Annotated in this window: 16 protein-coding genes; 4 read left to right on the forward strand and 12 right to left on the reverse strand. The window is 52.4% G+C overall.

All coding sequences use genetic code 11. The features are described 5' to 3' along the window. Nucleotides 1-671 precede the first annotated feature (671 nt). From gltB to BGE37_RS02390, 3 genes are all read left to right on the forward strand, one after another. On the forward strand, nt 672-5,132 hold the full coding sequence (gene gltB, locus BGE37_RS02380; protein WP_032185238.1) for a glutamate synthase large subunit: 4,461 nt from the start codon (nt 672-674) through the stop codon (nt 5,130-5,132). Nucleotides 5,133-5,144: 12 nt separating this feature from the next. Further along, on the forward strand, nt 5,145-6,563 hold the full coding sequence (gltD, locus tag BGE37_RS02385; RefSeq protein ID WP_000081681.1) for a glutamate synthase subunit GltD: 1,419 nt from the start codon (nt 5,145-5,147) through the stop codon (nt 6,561-6,563). A 183-nt stretch (nt 6,564-6,746) separates the two neighbouring features. Continuing rightward, complete coding sequence (locus BGE37_RS02390; RefSeq protein ID WP_000445121.1) at nt 6,747-7,874, forward strand: PDDEXK nuclease domain-containing protein; 1,128 nt, start codon at nt 6,747-6,749, stop codon at nt 7,872-7,874. Between the two features lie 59 nt (nt 7,875-7,933). On the opposite strand, the gene nanQ is transcribed toward BGE37_RS02390, so the two are convergent. The 6 genes from nanQ to nanR all read right to left on the reverse strand — a co-directional run bounded on the left by nanQ (nt 7,934) and on the right by nanR (nt 13,408). Continuing rightward, nucleotides 7,934-8,398, reverse strand: coding sequence for an N-acetylneuraminate anomerase (gene nanQ, locus BGE37_RS02395; protein ID WP_000979880.1), 465 nt, complete (start codon nt 8,396-8,398; stop codon nt 7,934-7,936). Then, nucleotides 8,395-9,270 (reverse strand): N-acetylmannosamine kinase, encoded by an 876-nt coding sequence (nanK, locus tag BGE37_RS02400; protein ID WP_001559999.1) that lies wholly within the window; start codon nt 9,268-9,270, stop codon nt 8,395-8,397. The genes nanQ and nanK overlap by 4 nt, the downstream gene beginning before the upstream one ends. Beyond that, a complete protein-coding gene (locus BGE37_RS02405) occupies nt 9,267-9,956 on the reverse strand; it encodes an N-acetylmannosamine-6-phosphate 2-epimerase (RefSeq protein WP_032185202.1) in 690 nt (229 codons plus the stop codon). Before BGE37_RS02405 ends, nanK begins: the two co-directional genes overlap by 4 nt. Nucleotides 9,957-10,002: 46 nt before the next feature. Further along, complete coding sequence (nanT, locus tag BGE37_RS02410; protein WP_000108455.1) at nt 10,003-11,493, reverse strand: sialic acid transporter NanT; 1,491 nt, start codon at nt 11,491-11,493, stop codon at nt 10,003-10,005. A gap of 108 nt (nt 11,494-11,601) precedes the next feature. Further along, a complete protein-coding gene (nanA, locus tag BGE37_RS02415; RefSeq protein ID WP_000224714.1) occupies nt 11,602-12,495 on the reverse strand; it encodes an N-acetylneuraminate lyase in 894 nt (297 codons plus the stop codon). 121 nt (nt 12,496-12,616) lie between these two features. Then, nucleotides 12,617-13,408 carry a transcriptional regulator NanR gene (nanR, locus tag BGE37_RS02420; RefSeq protein WP_000523844.1) on the reverse strand — a complete coding sequence of 264 codons (792 nt, stop codon included), beginning with the start codon at nt 13,406-13,408 and terminating at the stop codon, nt 12,617-12,619. A gap of 379 nt (nt 13,409-13,787) precedes the next feature. Here nanR and dcuC point away from each other — a divergent pair, with 379 nt between their 5' ends. Beyond that, entirely contained in the window at nt 13,788-15,155 is a 1,368-nt protein-coding gene (gene dcuC, locus BGE37_RS02430) for an anaerobic C4-dicarboxylate transporter DcuC (protein ID WP_105287728.1), read from the forward strand. Between the two features lie 43 nt (nt 15,156-15,198). Here dcuC and sspB read toward each other — a convergent pair whose 3' ends face one another. From sspB to zapE, 6 genes are all read right to left on the reverse strand, one after another. Continuing rightward, entirely contained in the window at nt 15,199-15,696 is a 498-nt protein-coding gene (gene sspB / locus BGE37_RS02435) for a ClpXP protease specificity-enhancing factor (RefSeq protein WP_000366126.1), read from the reverse strand. 5 nt (nt 15,697-15,701) lie between these two features. Next, entirely contained in the window at nt 15,702-16,340 is a 639-nt protein-coding gene (sspA, locus tag BGE37_RS02440) for a stringent starvation protein SspA (RefSeq protein WP_000257293.1), read from the reverse strand. Between the two features lie 269 nt (nt 16,341-16,609). Beyond that, nucleotides 16,610-17,404: a DUF695 domain-containing protein gene (locus BGE37_RS02450; protein ID WP_105287729.1), complete on the reverse strand. Its 795-nt coding sequence runs from the start codon at nt 17,402-17,404 to the stop codon at nt 16,610-16,612. A 155-nt stretch (nt 17,405-17,559) separates the two neighbouring features. Continuing rightward, a complete protein-coding gene (gene rpsI, locus BGE37_RS02455; protein ID WP_105287730.1) occupies nt 17,560-17,952 on the reverse strand; it encodes a 30S ribosomal protein S9 in 393 nt (130 codons plus the stop codon). 15 nt (nt 17,953-17,967) lie between these two features. After that, complete coding sequence (gene rplM, locus BGE37_RS02460) at nt 17,968-18,396, reverse strand: 50S ribosomal protein L13 (protein WP_000847559.1); 429 nt, start codon at nt 18,394-18,396, stop codon at nt 17,968-17,970. A gap of 218 nt (nt 18,397-18,614) precedes the next feature. Further along, nucleotides 18,615-19,742, reverse strand: coding sequence for a cell division protein ZapE (gene zapE, locus BGE37_RS02465; protein ID WP_001192355.1), 1,128 nt, complete (start codon nt 19,740-19,742; stop codon nt 18,615-18,617). Between the last annotated feature and the right edge of the window lie 186 nt (nt 19,743-19,928).

Raw genomic sequence — 19,928 nt, forward strand, 5'->3', positions numbered from 1 at the left:
CTGATAGACCGCGCCTTGAAAAGAGGCCAAAGCCTGCCATTTTTAGCTCAATTCGGCGATGACCTGGATCAATCGTCCCAGCCTGCTTTTATCAATTGCATAATAAATCAAAATTACCGAAATTTCATGCATAATCACATAAATCACTTTTGCTTATCTTGTGTCAGATTTTTTTATCTCCTTATGGATTTTAGGCAAAAACAGTAGCATGAAACGTCATTACCAATTAATGCAGTATAAAATACTGCCTTTCTCGTCAGTTCAAGGCAGGATAAGGGTTAACACGCCTTTATGACAGTCAGGAATTGACTGCTTCCCTAACGACGCCTCTTTTCAACTTAATTAACAAATCCTTTTTAATTTCAATAAATTAGTAAAGAATTTTGCGCTAAAGCACATTTCTGTACCAATAAGCTTGCCATTTGACCTGTATCAGCTTTCCCGATAAGTTGGAAATCCGCTGGAAGCTTTCTGGATGAGCAGCCTGCTCATCATATTTATGCAGTAATTGAGATCCCCTCTTCACCGTATTAATCGATGCGAAAAGGACAACAAGGGGGCGAATGCGAGGCGCGCGTATGAAACGCAAACCCCGTCGCCACGCTCTTTCTGTGCCCGTGCGCAGCGGTTCGGAAGTGGGGTTCCCGCAGAGCCTGGGGGAGGTTCACGATATGTTGTACGATAAATCCCTTGAGAGGGATAACTGTGGTTTCGGCCTGATCGCCCACATAGAAGGCGAACCTAGCCACAAGGTAGTGCGTACTGCAATACACGCACTGGCCCGCATGCAGCACCGTGGCGCGATTCTCGCCGATGGTAAAACCGGTGACGGTTGCGGCTTGCTGTTACAAAAACCGGATCGCTTTTTTCGCATTGTTGCGCAGGAGCGAGGCTGGCGTTTAGCGAAAAACTACGCCGTCGGGATGCTTTTCCTGAATAAAGATCCTGAACTCGCCGCGACCGCACGCCGCATCGTTGAAGAAGAGCTGCAACGCGAAACGTTGTCGATTGTCGGCTGGCGTGATGTCCCCACTAACGAAGGCGTGCTGGGTGAAATCGCCCTCTCCTCTCTGCCACGCATTGAGCAAATTTTTGTGAACGCCCCGGCAGGTTGGCGTCCGCGCGATATGGAGCGCCGTCTGTTTATCGCCCGCCGCCGTATTGAAAAGCGTCTCGAAGCTGACAAAGACTTCTACGTCTGTAGCCTGTCGAATCTGGTGAACATCTATAAAGGTCTGTGTATGCCGGCGGATCTGCCGCGCTTCTACCTGGACCTCGCGGACCTGCGTCTGGAATCGGCCATCTGCCTGTTCCACCAGCGCTTCTCCACTAATACCGTACCGCGCTGGCCGCTGGCGCAGCCGTTCCGCTACCTGGCGCATAACGGTGAAATCAACACCATCACCGGTAACCGCCAATGGGCGCGAGCGCGTACCTATAAATTCCAGACACCGCTGATCCCTGACCTGCACGACGCCGCGCCGTTCGTCAACGAAACCGGCTCTGACTCCAGTTCCATGGATAACATGCTGGAACTGCTGCTGGCGGGCGGGATGGATATCATCCGCGCCATGCGTCTGTTAGTGCCACCCGCCTGGCAGAACAACCCGGATATGGACCCGGAGCTGCGCGCGTTCTTCGACTTTAACTCCATGCATATGGAGCCGTGGGATGGCCCGGCGGGCATCGTAATGTCCGATGGTCGTTTTGCTGCCTGTAACCTCGACCGTAACGGTCTGCGTCCGGCGCGCTACGTCATCACCAAAGATAAGCTCATCACCTGCGCCTCTGAAGTCGGTATCTGGGATTATCAGCCTGACGAAGTAGTCGAAAAAGGCCGCGTGGGGCCAGGCGAACTAATGGTTATCGACACCCGCAGTGGGCGTATTCTGCACTCGGCAGAAACCGATGACGATCTGAAAAGCCGCCATCCATATAAAGAGTGGATGGAGAAAAACGTCCGCCGTCTGGTACCGTTTGAAGATCTGCCCGATGAAGAAGTGGGTAGCCGCGAACTGGACGACGACACACTTGCCAGCTACCAGAAACAGTTTAACTACAGCGCGGAAGAGCTGGACTCCGTAATTCGCGTACTGGGTGAAAACGGTCAGGAAGCCGTCGGTTCGATGGGCGATGATACCCCATTCGCCGTGCTCTCCAGCCAGCCGCGCATTATTTACGACTACTTCCGCCAGCAGTTTGCGCAGGTCACTAACCCGCCAATCGACCCGCTACGTGAAGCGCATGTTATGTCGCTCGCCACCAGCATCGGGCGTGAAATGAACGTCTTCTGTGAAGCAGAAGGCCAGGCGCACCGTTTAAGCTTTAAATCGCCGATTCTGCTCTACTCCGATTTCAAACAGCTCACGACGATGAAAGAGGAGCACTACCGCGCAAATACGCTGGATATCACCTTTGACGTCACTAAAACCACGCTCGAAGCGACGGTCAAAGAGCTGTGCGACAAAGCAGAGCAGATGGTGCGTAGCGGCACCGTGCTGCTGGTGCTTTCTGACCGGAATATCGCTAAAGATCGCCTGCCGGTTCCGGCTCCGATGGCGGTTGGCGCGATCCAGACTCGTCTGGTCGATCAAAGCCTGCGTTGCGATGCCAATATCATCGTCGAAACCGCCAGCGCCCGCGACCCGCACCACTTCGCCGTGTTGCTGGGCTTCGGCGCGACGGCTATTTATCCGTACCTGGCCTATGAAACGCTGGGCCGCCTGGTAGACACCCACGCGATTGCCAAAGATTATCGTACCGTGATGCTCAACTACCGTAACGGCATCAACAAAGGCTTGTACAAAATCATGTCCAAAATGGGCATCTCCACCATCGCGTCTTACCGCTGCTCGAAACTGTTTGAAGCGGTCGGTCTGCACGATGATGTAGTGGGCCTGTGCTTCCAGGGCGCGGTTAGCCGCATTGGTGGGGCAAGCTTTGAAGACTTCCAGCAGGATCTGCTGAATCTGTCGAAACGTGCCTGGCTGGCGCGTAAGCCCATCAGCCAGGGCGGCTTGCTGAAATACGTGCACGGTGGCGAATACCACGCCTACAACCCGGACGTCGTGCGCACACTGCAACAGGCGGTACAAAGCGGCGAGTACAGCGACTATCAGGAATACGCGAAGCTGGTTAATGAGCGTCCGGCAACCACGCTGCGCGATCTGCTGGCAATTACGCCGGGTGAAAACGCAGTCAACATTGCCGATGTTGAACCGGCAAGCGAACTGTTTAAACGCTTCGATACCGCTGCGATGTCTATCGGCGCGTTAAGCCCGGAAGCCCACGAGGCGCTGGCGGAAGCGATGAATAGCATCGGCGGTAACTCGAACTCCGGTGAAGGTGGTGAAGATCCGGCGCGCTACGGCACTAACAAAGTGTCGCGCATCAAGCAGGTGGCTTCTGGTCGCTTCGGCGTTACTCCGGCGTACCTGGTCAATGCTGACGTCATTCAGATTAAAGTCGCCCAGGGCGCGAAACCGGGCGAAGGCGGTCAGTTGCCGGGCGATAAAGTCACTCCTTACATCGCCAAACTGCGCTATTCGGTGCCCGGAGTGACGCTGATCTCTCCGCCGCCGCACCATGATATCTACTCTATCGAGGACTTAGCGCAGCTCATTTTCGACCTCAAGCAGGTTAACCCGAAAGCGATGATCTCCGTGAAGCTGGTTTCTGAACCGGGCGTTGGCACCATCGCGACTGGCGTGGCGAAAGCTTATGCGGACTTGATCACCATCGCAGGCTATGACGGCGGCACCGGCGCAAGTCCGCTTTCATCGGTGAAATACGCAGGCTGCCCGTGGGAACTGGGGCTTGTTGAAACACAACAGGCGCTGGTTGCCAACGGCTTGCGTCATAAGATCCGTTTGCAGGTCGATGGCGGCCTGAAAACAGGTGTCGATATCATCAAAGCGGCGATTCTCGGCGCAGAAAGCTTCGGCTTCGGCACTGGCCCGATGGTGGCGCTCGGCTGTAAATACCTGCGAATCTGCCACCTGAACAACTGCGCCACCGGTGTAGCAACTCAGGATGACAAACTGCGTAAGAACCACTATCACGGCTTGCCGTTCAAAGTGACCAACTACTTTGAATTTATCGCCCGTGAAACCCGCGAGCTGATGGCGCAACTGGGCGTAACGCGCCTGGTGGATCTGATTGGCCGTACCGACCTGCTCAAAGAGCTGGACGGTTTCACCGCCAAACAGCAGAAACTGGCGCTGTCGAAGCTGCTGGAGACTGCCGAGCCGCATCCAGGTAAGGCGCTCTACTGCACCGAAAACAACCCGCCGTTTGATAATGGCCTGCTAAACGCGCAGTTGCTGCAACAGGCGAAACCGTTTGTCGATGAGCGTCAGAGCAAAACCTTCTGGTTCGATATTCGCAACACCGACCGTTCCGTGGGTGCATCGCTTTCGGGCTATATCGCCCAGACGCACGGCGATCAGGGGCTGGCAGCCGATCCGATTAAAGCGTACTTCAACGGCACCGCAGGCCAGAGCTTCGGTGTGTGGAACGCGGGCGGCGTGGAACTGTACCTGACCGGTGATGCCAACGACTATGTCGGTAAAGGCATGGCGGGCGGCTTAATCGCCATTCGCCCTCCGGTTGGCTCAGCCTTCCGCAGCCATGAAGCAAGTATTATCGGCAACACCTGCCTGTATGGCGCGACCGGTGGTCGTCTGTATGCCGCAGGCCGCGCGGGTGAACGTTTCGGCGTGCGTAACTCCGGTGCGATTACCGTGGTTGAAGGTATTGGCGACAACGGGTGTGAATATATGACGGGCGGTATTGTCTGTATTCTGGGTAAAACCGGCGTTAACTTCGGCGCGGGCATGACCGGCGGCTTCGCTTACGTTCTCGATGAAAGCGGCGATTTCCGCAAACGCGTTAACCCGGAACTGGTCGAGGTCTTAAGCGTTGACTCCCTGGCGATCCATGAAGAGCATCTGCGTGGTCTTATCACCGAGCATGTTCAGCATACCGGTTCCCAGCGTGGTGAAGAGATTCTGGCGAACTGGTCAACCTTCGCCACGAAATTTGCGCTGGTTAAACCGAAGTCCAGTGATGTAAAAGCACTGCTGGGTCACCGTAGTCGTAGCGCAGCAGAGTTGCGCGTGCAGGCGCAGTAAGGGGTAGTAACAATGAGTCAGAATGTTTATCAATTTATCGACCTGCAGCGCGTTGATCCGCCAAAGAAACCGCTGAAGATCCGCAAAATTGAGTTTGTTGAAATTTACGAGCCGTTTTCCGAAGGCCAGGCCAAAGCGCAGGCTGACCGCTGCCTATCGTGCGGCAACCCATACTGCGAGTGGAAATGCCCGGTACACAACTACATCCCGAACTGGCTGAAGCTCGCCAACGAGGGGCGTATTTTTGAAGCGGCAGAACTGTCGCATCAGACCAATACCCTGCCGGAAGTTTGCGGACGTGTCTGCCCGCAAGACCGTCTGTGCGAAGGTTCCTGCACCCTGAACGATGAGTTTGGTGCGGTGACCATCGGCAACATTGAGCGTTATATCAATGATAAAGCGTTCGAAATGGGCTGGCGTCCGGATATGTCTGGCGTGAAACAGACCGGTAAAAAAGTGGCGATTATCGGTGCAGGCCCGGCGGGTCTGGCGTGTGCGGATGTCCTGACGCGCAACGGCGTAAAAGCGGTCGTCTTCGACCGTCACCCGGAAATTGGCGGCCTGCTAACCTTCGGTATTCCGGCTTTCAAGCTGGAAAAAGAGGTAATGACGCGCCGCCGTGAAATCTTCACCGGCATGGGTATTGAATTCAAACTCAATACCGAAGTGGGCCGCGACGTGCAGCTGGACGATCTGCTGAGTGATTACGATGCGGTGTTCCTTGGCGTCGGGACTTATCAGTCAATGCGCGGCGGACTGGAAAACGAAGACGCCGATGGCGTGTACGCAGCGCTGCCGTTCCTTATCGCCAACACCAAACAGTTAATGGGCTTTGGTGAAACCCGCGAAGAACCGTTCGTCAGCATGGAAGGCAAACGCGTGGTGGTACTTGGCGGTGGCGATACCGCGATGGACTGCGTACGCACGTCTGTGCGCCAGGGGGCGAAACACGTCACCTGTGCCTATCGTCGTGATGAAGAGAACATGCCGGGTTCCCGCCGCGAAGTGAAAAACGCGCGGGAAGAAGGTGTTGAGTTTAAATTCAACGTCCAGCCACTGGGTATAGAAGTGAACGGCAACGGCAAAGTCAGCGGCGTAAAAATGGTGCGTACCGAAATGGGCGAACCGGATGCCAAAGGTCGTCGCCGCGCGGAGATCGTTGCAGGTTCCGAACATATCGTTCCGGCAGATGCGGTGATCATGGCGTTTGGTTTTCGCCCACACAGCATGGAATGGCTGGCAAAACACAGCGTCGAGCTGGATTCGCAGGGGCGCATTATCGCCCCGGAAGGTAACGAAAATGCCTTCCAGACCAGCAATCCGAAAATCTTTGCTGGCGGCGATATCGTCCGTGGTTCTGATCTGGTGGTAACCGCCATCGCCGAAGGCCGTAAAGCGGCAGACGGTATTATGAACTGGCTGGAAGTTTAAGCTCTGTCCCAGCGCCGCCTCCTCAGAAAAGAGTCGGCGCTGAAATTCTCCTTTCGTTCTGGAAAGCGCCTCGCATAATCTGAAGAAAACCAATGTAATACGCACATCTGGATTGTTACCGGCAGATGCCCGGCGTATAGCTGATTCCATTATTCAACACTGCGCCATATAAAGGGAAAGATAATGGAATCGCTCTCAGAAGGAACCACAGCAGGCTACCAGCAAATCCACGACGGCATTATTCATCTGGTCGATAGCGCCCGAACGGAAACGGTACGTAGCGTTAACGCGCTGATGACCGCGACATACTGGGAAATTGGCCGACGAATTGTCGAATTTGAACAAGGTGGCGAGGCCAGAGCTGCGTATGGTGCGCAGCTAATCAAGCGACTATCAAAGGATTTAAGTCTAAGGTATAAGCGTGGGTTCTCTGCAAAAAACTTACGCCAAATGAGGCTTTTTTACCTCTTTTTTCAACATGTTGAAATTCGCCAGACAGTGTCTGGCGAATTAACACCATTGGGAATTCCGCAGACACCGTCTGCAGAATTCCCATCGGCAAAGATTTGGCAGACGCTGTCTGCCAAATCTTTCCCACTGCCCTGGTCCACCTACGTCCGTCTACTTTCCGTTAAAAACGCTGACGCCCGCAGCTTTTATGAAAAAGAGGCGCTCCGCTGTGGTTGGTCTGTCCGCCAGCTAGAGCGGCAAATTGCGACCCAATTTTATGAGCGGACACTACTGTCATATGACAAATCAGCCATGCTGCAACAACACGCCCCTGCCGAGACGCATATTCTTCCGCAACAGGCGATACGCGATCCCTTTGTGCTCGAATTTTTGGAATTGAAAGATGAATACTCAGAATCCGATTTTGAGGAGGCGCTGATCAACCACCTGATGGATTTCATGCTGGAACTTGGGGATGATTTTGCCTTTGTTGGTCGGCAGCGAAGGTTACGCATTGATGACAACTGGTTTCGTGTCGATCTGCTGTTTTTCCACCGCCGTTTACGCTGCCTGCTAATCGTCGATCTAAAAGTGGGCAAATTCAGCTATAGCGATGCCGGACAGATGAATATGTATCTCAACTACGCCAAAGAGCACTGGACGCTACCGGATGAAAATCCGCCCATCGGTCTGGTTCTCTGTGCAGAAAAAGGAGTCGGAGAAGCACATTATGCACTGGCTGGTTTGCCTAACACCGTTCTGGCAAGCGAATATAAGATGCAACTACCTGATGAAAAACGACTCGCGGATGAACTCGTTCGAACACAGGCGGTGCTAGAGGAAGGCTATAGACGCCGTTAATTTCAGCGGTTTCGAATTCTGCAGACAGTGTCTGCAGAATCTTTAAAACGAACTAAGTTTTAAGCCATTAAATCAGCCTTAACCTTCACGACCACCTTTTTAATCTCACCAGGTTCGCCGACAACGCATCCCGGCTTATGCGGTTCTCCAGGCATAAACACGGCGAACATTCCCGGTTTCAGGATGATGGTTTGCTCATTCTCAATGGCGCTGCAAAGCTGGTAATCATCTTCATGGTGGAACTCTTCACACTGACGCGCAGTGCCTGCCATGCCAAACAGGATCCGTTCCTCACCGTTTAATAACAGCTGGATATCAATGTACTGCTCGTGCAATTCCGCTTTTTTCTCGACGGGCGATTGAGTGTTAAACGTCATGACATTCATAAAGATATTATCGCCCTGTAATTCGTAACGACCCGGCGCTTTTTCTTGCGGTCTGGCAGCTAATGCCAGCGTTAACGCGTCCTGTAACGCAGGATGTAATCCGGCAGACGGTAATGACTGTACTTCACCCATCATCATAATTTTTCTCCCTGGGCCAACAGCGCAGCCCCAAGTAAACCTGCATCATGGCGGTAGTGCGCCGCCAGTAAATCAACATGAAATGCCGCTGGCTCCTGCGCCAGATACGTTTCCACCAACGCCAGATACCCTTCTGCCAGACCAACGCTGCCACCGACCACTACGCACTGACAATCAGTTGTGGCTTTAATATCAGCGATCAGCCTTGCCAGCACATGTGCGGAGCGGTGAATCAGTTGCTGCGCCTGCTCATCGCCCTGCCCGGCGTGCGTGAAAATAGTTTTCGCATTCGCACCAGCCAACTCTCCTTGCGCTGCCGCCGCAATGCCGCGACCAGAAGCAATCGCCTCCACGCAACCTGTGCGTCCACAGCCGCAGACTGGACCATGCGGATCGGCAAGCGTATGCCCGATGTGCCCCGCCAGACCTCCAGGGCCGGTAAGCAGTTTGCCGCCGCTCACTACACCGCCGCCGACGCCAGTGGAAACAGTGATAAATACCATCTCGGTTATATCGCCTTCCAGCGCCTGATACTCTGCCCATGCTGCGGCCTGCGCGTCGTTAATGGCAATGGTCGGCAAATCAGTAAGCTGCTCCAGTGTTTTGACTAACGGAAAGTGTAGTAATCCACCAAGATTATGCGGATTTAGCGCCAATAAGCTGCCGTCGCGAATAATTCCGGTTGAAGCGATAGCAACCCTCTGCGCATGCGCTTGCAACGGAGAGACTAATGCGGATAAGGCATCACGCAAGGCTTCTGGTGTCTGGCTGGCTGGCGTAGGAAGTTCACGACGATCGCGGATCTGCCCGTCAGCGCCAATCAGCGCGGCGGCAAGTTTAGTACCGCCGATATCAATCGCCAGTGTAGTCATAGCACCGCCTTTTTCATCGCTGTGTTGTACCACTGACAAATGTGTTCAAGACGCGTGATAGCAGAACCGACCGTTACCGCCCATGCACCGTGGCGCATCGCATCCGCCGCCTGAGCAGGCGAGTTGTAACGCCCTTCGGCAATCACCCGACATCCGGCGTCGCTCAACGTTTTCACCAGCGCCAGATCCGGCTCTTCTGGCGTTTCAGGTGTGGTATAGCCAGAAAGCGTAGTGCCAATAATTTCGGCTCCCAGCTTTTGGCATGCCAGGCCGTCTTCCGGCGTTGAGCAGTCGGTCATCGCCAGTAAACCGTGATGGTGGATACGTGCCAGTAGCGTTTCAACAGGCACCGGACGCGGTCGGTCGGTGCCGTCAATCGCGATGATATCCGCGCCTGCCTGCGCCAGCGCATCGACATCTTCAATATATGCCGTGATGCGTACCGGAGAATCCTCTAGATCGCGTTTCACAATCCCGATAATCGGCACACTCACCACCGCACGCGTGGCTTGCAGATTTGTCACACCTTCAATACGAATGGCAACCGCTCCCGCCTGCTCTGCCGCTAATGCCATGGCGGCGACGATTTCAGGTTTATCGAGTGGGCTGTCCGGAACCGGCTGGCAGGAGACAATCAGGCCACCGTTAGCAGCGATTTTTTGATCCAGTTGTGCAAGTAACGACATACATCTTCCCTTAGCGAAAGGCCCGGTAGAAGACCGGGCAACAGGATTAACTTTTGGTTTTGACTAAATCGTTTTTAGCGCTGCCAAACGGCACGGCACCGCTAAATGGTTTGCCGTCGATAGCGTCATGAGTACGCAACGCTTCCGGGCGCAACCAACGCTGAACGCGAGAAGGCATATCCAGCCCAATCAGCAGGATCACCACGAACGTCAGGCTAAACGAAAGCGATGCCAGCGCAGTACCCAGATCCAGACGTTGAGCGATCAACGCGCCGATGATTGGGGCCAGTGCGCCGCCCAATGCGCCAACGTTGTAGGTAAAGCCCAGGCCCGCTGCACGCTGGTCGGTATCGAAATAACCGCCAATCAGTTTCGGTAAGATCCCGGCGATCCCTTGTCCAAGCATTTGCTGGAAGAACAGTAACAGACCGAGCACCCAGACGTTTGCGCCACCAATCGCAAATACCGGAATAATCAGCAGCTGTGAGGCCAGCAGACTGCAAACGTACGCTTTGCGGGTTCCCAGCCAGTCACCGAGGAAGCCACCGACGCAGCACCCCACCGCCGCACCAAAGCCACTAAAGAACAGCACATTGGCGACAGTATGCGGGTCATAAGCAAGATCGGTTTTCAGATACGTTGGCAGCAGTGCCTGAATCGGCCATGAGTAGAGGAAAGCAAATAACACAACCACCATCAGCATTACGCCCGTTGGCCAGCGTTTGCCCGTACTCTGAACCATAAAGCTGATAAAGATTGCGGCACATAACAGCCCGAGAACAGCGACGATTGCGGCATTTTGCAGGTTACCAGCGAAGCAGAACCACAGCGCAGTAGCCGCCGCCAGCGTCATTACGATATTGGCAATGCGATGTTCACCACGGTAAAGAATGTCTACCATCGTGCGTACTGGTGCTTTACCTGCGTGTTTCTCTTTCCAGTCTTCCGCTTCCGGAATGTTTTTACGCAGCCAGAGAGCAAAGATGATTGGCAAAATGCCGATAAAGAACAGCGCTCGCCAGCCCCAGACCGGAACCACCAGGCTGTAGACCTGAGCGGCAACGACGGCACCCACCGAGAAGCCGGAAATCAGAAAGCCACTGGCTTTGTTACGCAGATGTTTTGGCCAGCTTTCAATGACATAGGTGGCGCTGGAGCCGTATTCTCCCGCCATCCCCATGCCGATGACCAGACGAGCAATAAACATGGTGATGTAGCCTGGCGCAAAGCCGCAGGCCAGCGTCCCGGCCGAGAAGAGAACGATACTGGTAACCATTGCCAGACGACGCCCGTAGCGGTCGCCCATAGCGCCAAGCATCAGGCCGCCGAACCAGCGAGAGATAAAGGCTGCGGAGATCAGACTTGCCGCCTGTACCGTCGTCAGCCCGAATTCACCTTGTACTTCGGTGAGTACCAGGGCGATTAAAACGAAATCAAAACCGTCAAGCAGATATCCCAACCAGGCAGCGGAAAATGCGCGCCATTGTGCGCGGTTGAGATGGCGATACCACGGGATATTCTGGGTTGTAGTACTCATTGTGAGTCTCCCGCGGTGGGCGATGCCCACACGCTTTGGTATAAAAATTGTAGGGTACAGATGCGTTTATTTCCCCTCACCCGGTAGGGGCGAGCGAGGGGAAACAACTCACCCGCGCTCTTGCATCAACTGCTGGGCTAGCGCCTTCAGTTCTGGCAGATATTTTTCATCGACCGGACCAAACGGTTTGCGGCACAGCGGCACAGAAACGACATCCATATAGTGCAGGACCGTTTTCAGGCCGCGGAATACGCCCGTTTTGATCAGTAAATCAATGACTTTATTACATTCGGTTTGCAGCTTCTGCGCGGTCTGGATATCGCCTTCTTTCAGCGCCTTCACGATACCCTGATAACGCCAGCCCATAATGTTGTAAGTACTACCGATACCACCATCAGCGCCCGCCAACAAACCAGAAGCAAAGATTTCGTCGTAACCGTTATAGAGCACCAGATCCGGATGTTCACGACGGATCTGCTCCATCTGATAGAGATCGCCAGAGGTCTGTTTCAGCGCGCCGACACCAGGCAACGTAACCAGAGTGTTAATCTGATCCAGGGTCAGTTTAACGCCGCTTAACGCCGGAATGTTGTACACCACCATCGGCAACCCATCCGCCGAATCAATAATTGCCCGATAGTGATCGCAGTGTTCTTCAAAACTGAAAGGATAGTAGAACGGCGTGACAGCGGAGACGGCATCGAAGCCATAACGTTTAGCCGATGCCGCAAGTTGTTGGCTTTCAGCAGTGCTGACGCAACCTACATGAGCGATGAGTTTAATCTTGCCTTTCGCCTCTTCGGCGACGATTTCCAGTACCTGTTCACGCTCGGAAAGGCTTTGTACAAAGGCTTCGCCGGTCGACCCCCCGACATATAAGCCGTCAATGCCCTGCTGAATATTGAACTGAACCAGGCGACGCAGACTCGCTTTATCCAGTGCTTGTTGTTGATCAAAAGGAGTCAGGAGTGCAGCCATTACGCCACGTAAATTCGTTGCCATAAATACCTCTGAAGTGATGCTTGTCTGATAAACGATATACCTTTATACCTGTTATACCAGATCAATTAAGCAACACCCCATACAGAAAGCTTATAATGCGATCTGCTTCACTAAAGTGGCATTATTTCTTTTTGTTTGTGGTCTGACCGAAGGCGTGCCAGGTAGCAGAGACGCTGTTGAGATGCGATTGCAACGCGCGATCGGCTTCGTCAGGATCATGACGACGGATCGCGTCAACGATCGCAATATGCTGTTGATAGCTAACGTTGTTATGCTCGTGCAGAGCCTGATCAGCCACGGTTGGACGTGCGGCGATCAGCCAGTCGAGCAGGGCAACGTGGATCGCCATGAAGATTGGGTTACCGGGGATCTCCGCCAGCACGCGGTGGAAATCAACGTCTGAACGAATGAATGCCGCGTTGTTATCAAGCGACTGACTGTTGATTTCCAGTGCTTTTGCCAGCAAATCAATTTGCTCATCGGTGGCATGTTCAGCCGCATAGCGCACCAGGCTGGATTCAAAGAACAGACGTAATTGTTCGAAATGGGCAATTCCGCCAGGATGAGAAAGGAAATCTTTCGCCATGCCGGAAAGCTCGCCGATGATGGTGTCCGCAGAAGGACGTGAGACGCGAGCGCGTTCGCCGTTGTTTATTTGCACCAGACCTTTACGTTTTAACGCTGCCAGCGCTTCACGCACCGAAGGACGCCCGACGTTAAAGAACGCCATCAGTTCGCGTTCAGACGGTAATTGTTCACCTTCGCCAAATTCACGACGGCGGATCATCTGTTCCAGCTCTTCTTCCACCATTTCGGAGAGTTTTTTACGCGCCAGCGGGCGGCTGCGCAAGTTGCGACCAATTGCAGGTGAAGAATCTTCGGTTTGCGAATCAAATGCGTTCATAAGGCCCATTCTGTAAGGTCAGTGTGATTAACATCATCAGTGACATCCTATCACAGGATTGAAAGTAGGGGGAAATGGCGGGGTTTTCTCTTTGTGCCTCATCATTACTATAATTAACTGAATAATTAACCATTGCGAAAAATTAATGTAACACAGATAAAAACATCCCGATTGAATTATTCATAAGACTATTAACAAGTATTATGAATATTATGAATGTGTTCTTACAAAATAATCATAAGCGCATATTTTTTAATGAAAAATCACCTCATCCACAATTAAAAACACGACATCCGCACCATAAATAGCCTTGTAAAAAATATAACATCATTGTTTTCAATCTGCCGTTTATGGGATTGACCGTTTTCTTTTGACACGGAGTTCAACAATGTTCGGCATAATTATATCTGTCATCGTATTAATTACGATGGGCTATTTGATCCTGAAAAACTACAAACCTCAAGTGGTGCTGGCTGCCGCAGGTATCTTCCTGATGATGTGCGGTGTCTGGTTAGGGTTCGGTGGAGTACTCGATCCCGCCAAAAGCAGCGGCTACTTGATCGTCGATATTTATAATGAAATCCTACGCATGCTGTCCAACCGCATTGCCGGGTTAGGGTTGTCGATTATGGCGGTGGGCGGGTATGCCCGCTACATGGAGCGCATAGGAGCCAGTCGGGCGATGGTGAGCTTGTTAAGCCGCCCGTTAAAACTCATTCGCTCGCCGTATCTTATTCTGTCGGCAACTTACGTTATCGGCCAAATCATGGCGCAGTTTATTACCAGCGCCTCCGGTCTGGGTATGTTGCTGATGGTCACCTTATTTCCAACACTAGTGAGTCTGGGAGTAAGTCGCCTCTCTGCGGTGGCAGTTATCGCAACCACGATGTCCATTGAGTGGGGGATTCTGGAAACGAACTCCATTTTTGCTGCCCAGGTAGCAGGAATGAAAATTGCCACTTACTTCTTCCACTACCAGCTTCCGGTCGCCTCTTGCGTCATTATCTCGGTGGCGATCTCCCACTTTTTCGTGCAACGCGCTTTCGACAAAAAAGATAAAAATATCAATCACGAACAGGCAGAGCAAAAAGCTCTCGATAATGTCCCGCCGCTCTATTACGCCATTTTACCGGTGATGCCGTTAATCCTGATGCTCGGCTCGCTGTTCCTCGCCCACGCTGGACTGATGCAGTCAGAACTGCATCTGGTGGTGGTGATGTTACTGAGTTTGACGGTGACGATGTTTGTTGAGTTTTTCCGCAAGCATAACTTGCGCGAAACAATGGACGATGTGCAGGCGTTTTTTGACGGCATGGGTACGCAGTTTGCCAACGTGGTAACGCTGGTGGTCGCGGGTGAAATATTTGCGAAAGGCTTAACGACGATTGGCACTGTCGATGCGGTTATCAGGGGTGCGGAGCATTCTGGTCTGGGCGGTATTGGCGTGATGATTATTATGGCGCTGGTCATTGCCATTTGTGCCATTGTGATGGGCTCAGGCAATGCGCCATTTATGTCATTTGCCAGTCTTATTCCGAATATCGCAGCCGGACTACATGTACCAGCGGTTGTAATGATTATGCCGATGCATTTTGCCACGACGCTAGCGCGCGCTGTTTCGCCGATTACTGCGGTGGTGGTCGTTACATCAGGAATTGCAGGCGTTTCGCCTTTTGCAGTGGTGAAGCGGACAGCGATCCCCATGGCAGTCGGTTTCGTGGTGAATATGATTGCCACAATCACGCTATTTTATTAAGCGATAAAGAAGACAAAACAGGCCGCCAGGGCCTGTTTTCATTTTACTTCACAACGCGTAATGCCGGTCGACCACCGCGTGGTGGCTGCGGTGGTTCATCGTCAGGATGAGTGTCATCATCGTGATCTGGCTTGTCGCCATCAATAACCGACATAACGGTTTCGTTGTCTGCCGATGCCTCTTCATCATTCATGATGCTGGCATCTTCATCGTAGGCAGCTTCAGGTTCAAACATCGTGCCTGCGCCATTTTCACGGGCGTAGATAGCCAGCACGGCAGCCAGCGGCACAGAAACCTGACGCGGAATGCCACCAAAGCGCGCGTTAAAGCGCACCTCATCATTCGCCAGTTCCAGATTGCCGACAGCACGCGGCGCAATGTTGAGTACGATTTGCCCGTCACGCGCATATTCCATAGGAACCTGCACGCCAGGGAGCGTCACATCCACCACCAGGTGCGGCGTGAGCTGGTTATCCAGCAACCACTCATAGAATGCACGCAGCAGATAGGGACGACGTGGTGTTAGCTGTGACAAATCCATACAGATTAACTCCGGCCCAGACGCATTTCACGTTCTGCTTCAGTTAAAGAAGCAAGGAAAGAGTCACGTTCAAAGACGCGGGTCATATAGCCTTTCAGCTCTTTCGCACCCGGACCGCTGAACTCGATGCCCAGTTGCGGCAGACGCCACAGCAGCGGAGCAAGGTAGCAATCGACCAGGCTGAACTCATCGCTCAGGAAATACGGCTTCTGACCGAAGACCGGCGCAATCGCCAGCAGTTCTTCGCGCAGTTGCTTACGTGCGGCATCTGCTTCAGAAGCTGAACCGTTGATGATGGTGTTCATCAGCGTGTACCAGTCTTTTTCGATGCGATGCATGTACAGACGGCTTTCACCGCGAGCTACCGGGTAAACAGGCATCAGTGGCGGATGCGGGAAACGCTCATCCAGATATTCCATAATGATGCGAGATTCCCACAGGGTCAGCTCACGATCCACCAGGGTCGGAACGCTCTGATTCGGGTTGAGGTCAATCAGATCCTGAGGCGGATTGTCCTTTTCCACGTGTTCGATCTCGAAACTTACACCTTTCTCAGCCAGCACAATGCGGACCTGATGGCTATAGATGTCAGTAGGACCGGAAAACAGCGTCATTACCGAACGTTTGTTGGCAGCGACAGCCATGAAAACCTCCAGGTATAGTCAGAATTTTTACTGCTACCAGCCACCAGGTGGCCAGTCAGAAGTTGTGTTACCCAGTAAGGAACGACTCTCTTTGTTCGAAAATCAAACAAAAAATGAGCAATACCCGACATTTGGGCAGAAAATTGGATGATAGTTTACCAGATTTTGTGACCTTTGTGGTGAGTCGATGCCGGAAATGGGGAAAAAGAGATGCGCTTTAGTCTGAAATGCTTGACTTAATCCCCCACCGGGAATGTTGTTTTAAACCATTATGCCGTTGCTATCGGTGCGCCCCAGCCATCAAAACTACCTCCATGCTTTTCCGCCAAATCGGTAAGCTGACATGTGATATCGGTCATATGCCATTGTTCCGGAGCATCAGTGTTAACCAATGACGCCATATACTCCAGTTGTTGGTCGTTCATCCGAATGCTCACCAGCGTGATGCCATATGGCAATTTCGTCACGTCCTCCACAAAGGCGTGGGCCGCAATTTCTGTCGGCAATGTCGCGTAATAATCGATGGTGCGTGGGAGAGTCAAATCGTCACCATGCTCCAGTAACCCGCGGCATACTCGGGAATCGTGTATCCAGTTCCAGTCGTATTTGGTTGGATACAAAAACTGGCGGTAGTAATTTCCGTGGTCGTTTTTACTCTCATTAAAGCTGCAAGCTAGCTCCGGGCCACCTGGCAACAATTTATCCAATGTCTTTTCCCAGTCCAGGTCTTTTTCTGACTGGAAAACAAAATCGCGTGAACCTTGTTGCGTAACCACACCCACTAGCCAGATCGGTAGTGTTTTACCCTGCGCCTCAAGCCAGTCCTCAATACGATTTAAGCGCTGTGTTTCATCAGGTTGCGGAAAACCGTTTTCATAACAGTGAGTATAACGGACACGTAAAAACCATGTGTGGATAAGGCGATCAAATTTTTCGTCCTCAATTGCGCCAATATCTACACGTATGCCCGTTACATTATCTTCCACCGTGGTAATAAAGAATTCCCATTTATTCGACAGCGTTAATGATTCTTTCTTATTAAACAATGTATTAAAAAATCCCATCGCGATATCCTTTTCTATAGTGCGAGGAAAATACCGTTTACAGAGAATAATGCTGTAGTGAGAAGGAAAAGAGGCTGGATTCGGACTTAGGCCATAAAAAAACCCGCCGAAGCGGGTTTTTTTCGCAAATTGTTTTCTGCCGGAGCAGAAGCCAATTAACGTTTGGAGAGCTGCGGACGACGACGTGCTTTACGCAGACCGACTTTCTTACGTTCAACCTGACGAGCGTCACGAGTAACGAAGCCAGCTTTACGCAGTTCAGAACGCAGGGACTCGTCGTATTCCATCAGAGCGCGGGTGATACCGTGACGGATCGCACCAGCCTGACCAGAGATACCACCACCTTTAACGGTGATGTACAGGTCCAGTTTCTCAACCATGTCGACCAGTTCCAGCGGCTGACGAACTACCATGCGGGCAGTTTCACGACCGAAGTACTGTTCCAGAGAACGTTGGTTGATTACGATTTTACCGTTGCCCGGTTTGATGAAAACGCGAGCTGCGGAACTTTTGCGGCGACCAGTGCCGTAGTATTGATTTTCAGCCATTGCCTATAATCCCGATTAGATGTCAAGAACTTGCGGTTGCTGTGCCGCGTGGTTGTGCTCGTTACCCGCGTAAACTTTCAGTTTACGGAACATAGCACGACCCAGCGGGCCTTTTGGCAACATGCCTTTAACCGCGATTTCAATCACACGCTCAGGACGGCGAGCAATCATCTCTTCAAAGGTCGCTTGTTTGATACCACCGATGTGGCCGGTGTGGTGATAGTACACTTTGTCAGTACGCTTGTTGCCGGTTACAGCAACTTTGTCAGCGTTCAGAACGATGATGTAATCACCGGTATCTACGTGCGGAGTGTATTCCGCTTTGTGCTTACCGCGCAGGCGACGAGCCAGTTCAGTAGCCAGACGGCCCAGAGTTTTACCGGTCGCGTCAACAACATACCAGTCGCGTTTTACGGTTTCTGGTTTAGCTGTAAAAGTTTTCATTAAAAGCTTACCCAATAAATAGTTACACGTTGGTGAACACCCAAACGTCTTCAATTGTTGAGGTTCACACGACAAAGTCCGGCAAACCTACCCCTTCGAATAGCCTATGCCAGCACACAAAAAGTTTTGGGAAAAAAACTTTCTTGTAACGTGGGGTCGCAGGATTATAGAGAAGTCGGGGTCAAAGATCGACCCCTTTTTGTGATTTGTGGCAGGTTTTAACCCGCTAAATGCTCGCGCTTCAGATACTCTTCGCTTTGCATCTCTTGCAGACGTGACAGGCAACGCTGGAACTCAAACTTCAGCCGATCGCCCTGATAAATTTCATACAGCGGCACTTCTGCACTCACCACTAATTTGACATGGCGCTCGTAAAACTCATCCACCAGCGCAATAAAGCGCCGCGCCTCGCTCTCCATCAACCGCGTCATGACCGGCACATCAAACAACATGACCGTGTGAAAGAGACGTGAGAGCGCAATATAGTCATGCTGACTGCGGGCGTCGACGCACAGCGTAGTAAAAGAGACCGCCAGCGTCTGGTTCTCGACGCCCATTGTCGCCAACGGCCGATGGTTGATTTCTAACGTCGGTGAATTTTCTCGTTTCGCCCCCGCCAGCGCCAACCATAGTTTGTCCATTTGCGTCCGGGTTTCATCGTTGAGTGGCGAAAGCCACAGGTGCGCCTGAGTGAGCGTACGCAGTCGATAATCAACACCGGCGTCCACGTTCATTACATCACAATGCTGTTTAATGGCATCGATTGCAGGCAAAAAACGCGCACGTTGCAGGCCATTTCGATAAAGTTCGTCCGGCGGAATATTTGACGTCGCTACCAGGGTAATACCGCGGGCGAACAGGGCTTTCATCAGGCCGCCAAGTAGCATGGCATCGGTAATATCAGAAACAAAAAATTCGTCAAAACAGAGCACGTCAGTTTCTGCTTTAAAGCGATCGGCAATGATTTCCAGCGGATCGGTCTGCCCCTGCAAAGCAGTTAGCTCTTCATGTACCCGCAGCATAAAACGGTGAAAGTGCAGACGCTGTTTCCGCTCTCCCGGCAGGCTTTGATAGAAAAGGTCCATCAGCCAGGTTTTCCCGCGTCCTACCCCGCCCCACATATATAAGCCACGCACTGGCGTATGCTGTGTGTCTTCGCGTTTACCCCACAGCTTACCGACCCGCGCCATTAGCCCACTCGTCCTGGGGGCTGGAGGCGTACTATTGATGAGTTCCTGATAAATAATTTCCAGGCGGCTGACGGCCTCTTTTTGAACGTCGTCGGGTTGATGGCTGCCTTCATTGAGCGCCTTCAGGTATTGCGATGTTGGGGTAACGCTTTGCATGATCTTATTGTTATTCCTTGAATAATCGGTGCGCCGTTGTTCACGGTTGACGAAAAAAAGGCCGTTCTACACTACGCGATATGCAGTCGGGATTCCACTTCTGTGGAATTAACGGTTATAGTGGCATAATCAGCCGCAGGCATGGAGCCTGAAGCCAACACCCTACGGAAACAAAAGACAACGGGA

The sequence above is a fragment of the Escherichia sp. MOD1-EC6300 genome, from assembly GCF_002965045.1.
Lineage (GTDB): Bacteria > Pseudomonadota > Gammaproteobacteria > Enterobacterales > Enterobacteriaceae > Escherichia > Escherichia coli_F.

What these genes read in the sequence shown, in the direction of transcription:
- zapE (WP_001192355.1), bottom strand. Translation starts at nt 19,742, where the DNA reads ATGCAAAGCGTTACCCCAACATCGCAATACCTGAAGGCGCTCAATGAA.
- nanR (WP_000523844.1), bottom strand. Translation starts at nt 13,408, where the DNA reads ATGGGCCTTATGAACGCATTTGATTCGCAAACCGAAGATTCTTCACCT.
- nanA (WP_000224714.1), bottom strand. Translation starts at nt 12,495, where the DNA reads ATGGCAACGAATTTACGTGGCGTAATGGCTGCACTCCTGACTCCTTTT.
- rplM (WP_000847559.1), bottom strand. Translation starts at nt 18,396, where the DNA reads ATGAAAACTTTTACAGCTAAACCAGAAACCGTAAAACGCGACTGGTAT.
- gltB (WP_032185238.1), top strand. Translation starts at nt 672, where the DNA reads ATGTTGTACGATAAATCCCTTGAGAGGGATAACTGTGGTTTCGGCCTG.
- BGE37_RS02405 (WP_032185202.1), bottom strand. Translation starts at nt 9,956, where the DNA reads ATGTCGTTACTTGCACAACTGGATCAAAAAATCGCTGCTAACGGTGGC.
- BGE37_RS02450 (WP_105287729.1), bottom strand. Translation starts at nt 17,404, where the DNA reads ATGGGATTTTTTAATACATTGTTTAATAAGAAAGAATCATTAACGCTG.
- rpsI (WP_105287730.1), bottom strand. Translation starts at nt 17,952, where the DNA reads ATGGCTGAAAATCAATACTACGGCACTGGTCGCCGCAAAAGTTCCGCA.
- BGE37_RS02390 (WP_000445121.1), top strand. Translation starts at nt 6,747, where the DNA reads ATGGAATCGCTCTCAGAAGGAACCACAGCAGGCTACCAGCAAATCCAC.
- nanK (WP_001559999.1), bottom strand. Translation starts at nt 9,270, where the DNA reads ATGACTACACTGGCGATTGATATCGGCGGTACTAAACTTGCCGCCGCG.
- dcuC (WP_105287728.1), top strand. Translation starts at nt 13,788, where the DNA reads ATGTTCGGCATAATTATATCTGTCATCGTATTAATTACGATGGGCTAT.
- gltD (WP_000081681.1), top strand. Translation starts at nt 5,145, where the DNA reads ATGAGTCAGAATGTTTATCAATTTATCGACCTGCAGCGCGTTGATCCG.
- nanQ (WP_000979880.1), bottom strand. Translation starts at nt 8,398, where the DNA reads ATGATGATGGGTGAAGTACAGTCATTACCGTCTGCCGGATTACATCCT.
- sspB (WP_000366126.1), bottom strand. Translation starts at nt 15,696, where the DNA reads ATGGATTTGTCACAGCTAACACCACGTCGTCCCTATCTGCTGCGTGCA.
- sspA (WP_000257293.1), bottom strand. Translation starts at nt 16,340, where the DNA reads ATGGCTGTCGCTGCCAACAAACGTTCGGTAATGACGCTGTTTTCCGGT.
- nanT (WP_000108455.1), bottom strand. Translation starts at nt 11,493, where the DNA reads ATGAGTACTACAACCCAGAATATCCCGTGGTATCGCCATCTCAACCGC.